Source organism: Pseudomonas sp. GZD-209, from assembly GCF_049310485.1.
Classification (GTDB): Bacteria; Pseudomonadota; Gammaproteobacteria; order Pseudomonadales; family Pseudomonadaceae; genus Aquipseudomonas; species Aquipseudomonas sichuanensis.
In genome coordinates, this window is sequence record NZ_JBMOWQ010000239.1 from 1 (window position 1) to 2,721 (window position 2,721).

The following is a 2,721-nucleotide window of genomic DNA, read 5'->3' on the forward strand; positions in this document are numbered from 1 at the left end:
CTCGCACCCCCCCCTCTCCCACGCTCGTTCTCTGGGTTTTTGGGGATTCCCTTCCCCCCGCGATCGCTTGCTACGACGGCAACTGCACCTGCGGCTTGGTCGAGGCAAAGATCGCCCAGCTGGACACGAACAACGCCGCGATCAACGGCCCGATCACAAAGCCGTTGAGCCCGAATACCGCCAGCCCGCCCAAGGTGGACACCAGCACCAGGTAGTCCGGCATGCGCGTGTCCTTGCCCACCAGGATCGGCCGCAACAGGTTGTCCACCAGTCCGATCACCAGTACCCCGAAGGCGGTCAGCACGATGCCCTGCCAGGTCGCCCCAGTCAGGATGAAATAGGCCGCCACCGGTGCCCAGACGATCCCCGCGCCCACCGCCGGCAGCAGCGACAGGAACGCCATCAGCACCGCCCAGATCAGCGCACTGGGGATATCCAGCACCCAGAAGATCAACCCGCCCAACGCGCCCTGAGTAATCGCCACCAGCAGGTTGCCCTTGACCGTGGCCCGTACCACGCGCTTGAACTTCAGTTGCAGGCGGCGCTTCTGCTGCTCGGGCAGCGGCACGGCCTGGCGTATCTTGCGCGCCACCTCTGCGCCCTCACGCAGGAAGAAGTACAGCAGGTAGAGCATGATGCCGAAGCTCACCAGGAACTCGAAGGTGCCCTGCCCGAAGCTGAACGCCTGCCCTGCCAGGAACTGGCTGCCCTGGGTGGCCCACTTGGTGATCTTGTCGCGCAGGCCGTCGAGGTTGCCCATGCCCATGCGGTCCAGGGCATGCTGGGCATAGTTCGGGAGCATGTCCTTGCCGCGTTCGATATAGCCGGCAATGTCCAGTTGGCCGCTCTCCACGCGCTGGTACAGCGCCGCGCCCTCCTGCACCAGCAGCATGCTGATGATGATCACCGGCAGCACCGCGATCAGCAGGCAGACCAGCAGTGCCAGCGACGTCGCCAAGTTGCGCCGCCCGCCCAGCCGCAACAGCAGACGACGCTGCAACGGCGCGAAGAGGATGCCCAGCACTACCGCCCAGAAGATTGCGCCAAAGTACGGCAAAAGAATCCAGATGAAGGCAATGGTCACCAGCGCCAGCAGCGCAGTCAGGGCCTTGTTCTGCAACACGGTCTCGTTCATGGGCATTCCTCAGGGGTTCAACACTTTAGTGCGCGCCGTAACGGCAAAAGTGCCGTTGACCCAGATCAATACCGCGGCAGCGCCGCCGCCGTAGCATCCGCGCCTTTTGCCCCTGGTGCGCACCCATGACCTCACCCGCCAAGCCCGAACTGCTCGCCCCCGCCGGCACCCTGAAGACCATGCGCTATGCCTTCGCCTATGGCGCCGACGCGGTGTACGCCGGCCAGCCGCGCTACAGCCTGCGGGTGCGCAACAACGAATTCGACCACGCCAACCTGGCACGCGGCATCCTGGAGGCCCAGGCCCAGGGCAAGCGCTTCTACGTGGTGGTCAACATCGCCCCGCACAATGCCAAGCTCAAGACCTTCCTCAAGGACCTGGCACCGGTGATCGCAATGGGCCCGGACGCGCTGATCATGTCCGACCCGGGGCTGATCATGCTGGTGCGCCAGCACTTCCCGCAGATGGCCATCCACCTCTCGGTGCAGGCCAATACGGTGAACTGGGCCAGCGTGCAGTTCTGGCAGCAGATGGGGCTGACGCGGGTGATCCTGTCGCGGGAGCTGTCGCTGGAAGAGATCGAAGAGATCCGCCAGCAGGTACCGCAGATGGAACTGGAAGTGTTCGTTCACGGCGCGTTGTGCATGGCGTACTCCGGGCGCTGCCTGCTGTCGGGCTACCTGAACAAGCGCGACGCCAACCAGGGCTCGTGCACCAATGCCTGCCGCTGGAAGTACCAGGCCACCCCGGCCACCGAGAACGCCACCGGCGACATCGTGCGTGAATTCGAACCGACCCTGGGGCTGGGTGCGCCCACCGACCAGGTGTTCCTGCTGCAGGAGAGCAACCGCCCGGGCGAAGAGATGCCGGCCTTCGAGGACGAGCACGGCACCTACATCATGAACGCCAAGGATCTGCGCGCCATCCAGCATGTCGAGCGGCTGGCGCAGATGGGTGTGCATTCGCTGAAGATCGAGGGCCGCACCAAGTCGCACTTCTACTGTGCCCGGGCGGTGCAGTCGTACCGCCAGGCCATCGACGACGCGGTGGCCGGAAGGCCATTCGACCGGGGCCTGATGGGCAACCTCGAATCCCTCGCCCAGCGCGGCTACACCGAGGGTTTCCTGCGCCGCCACGTGCACGACGAGTACCAGAACTACCAGCGCGGCAACTCGGTGTCCGAGCGCCAGCAGTTCGTGGGCGAGCTGACTGGCGTGCGGGTTGACGGCCTGGCCGAAGTGAAAGTGAAGAACCGCTTCGCCGTGGGCGACCACTTGGAGCTGATGACCCCGCGCGGCAACTACCACTTCGACCTGCACCGCCTGCACGACCGCCAGCAGCAGGCGATCGAAGTGGCCCCCGGTGATGGCCACGTGGTGTACCTGCCGATCCCCGAGCAGGTGTCGCTGGAGTTCGGCCTGCTGATGCGTGACCTGGACAACGCCGAGGCGCCTGCCTGACAAATCTGTAATGCGCGCCTCAGGTGACTGACAGGCGCAGCCGGCGAGGATCGTGGCTCATCTTCGGGCTGTTCGCAGGCCAGGTGGGGGGGGGTGGAGGGAGTAGTGGAAAGGAGGGGCGGGGCG

General features: G+C 65.3%; 2 protein-coding genes. One reads left to right on the forward strand and one right to left on the reverse strand.

The window, feature by feature from the left end:
* Positions 1-70: 70 nt before the first annotated feature.
* Positions 71-1,135 (reverse strand): AI-2E family transporter, encoded by a 1,065-nt coding sequence (locus ACO6VM_RS23985; protein WP_401059394.1) that lies wholly within the window; start codon positions 1,133-1,135, stop codon positions 71-73.
* 125 nt (positions 1,136-1,260) lie between these two features.
* On the opposite strand from ACO6VM_RS23985, the gene yegQ reads away from it, so the two are divergent.
* Entirely contained in the window at positions 1,261-2,595 is a 1,335-nt protein-coding gene (gene yegQ / locus ACO6VM_RS23990) for a tRNA 5-hydroxyuridine modification protein YegQ (RefSeq protein ID WP_422403891.1), read from the forward strand.
* Positions 2,596-2,721 lie beyond the last annotated feature (126 nt).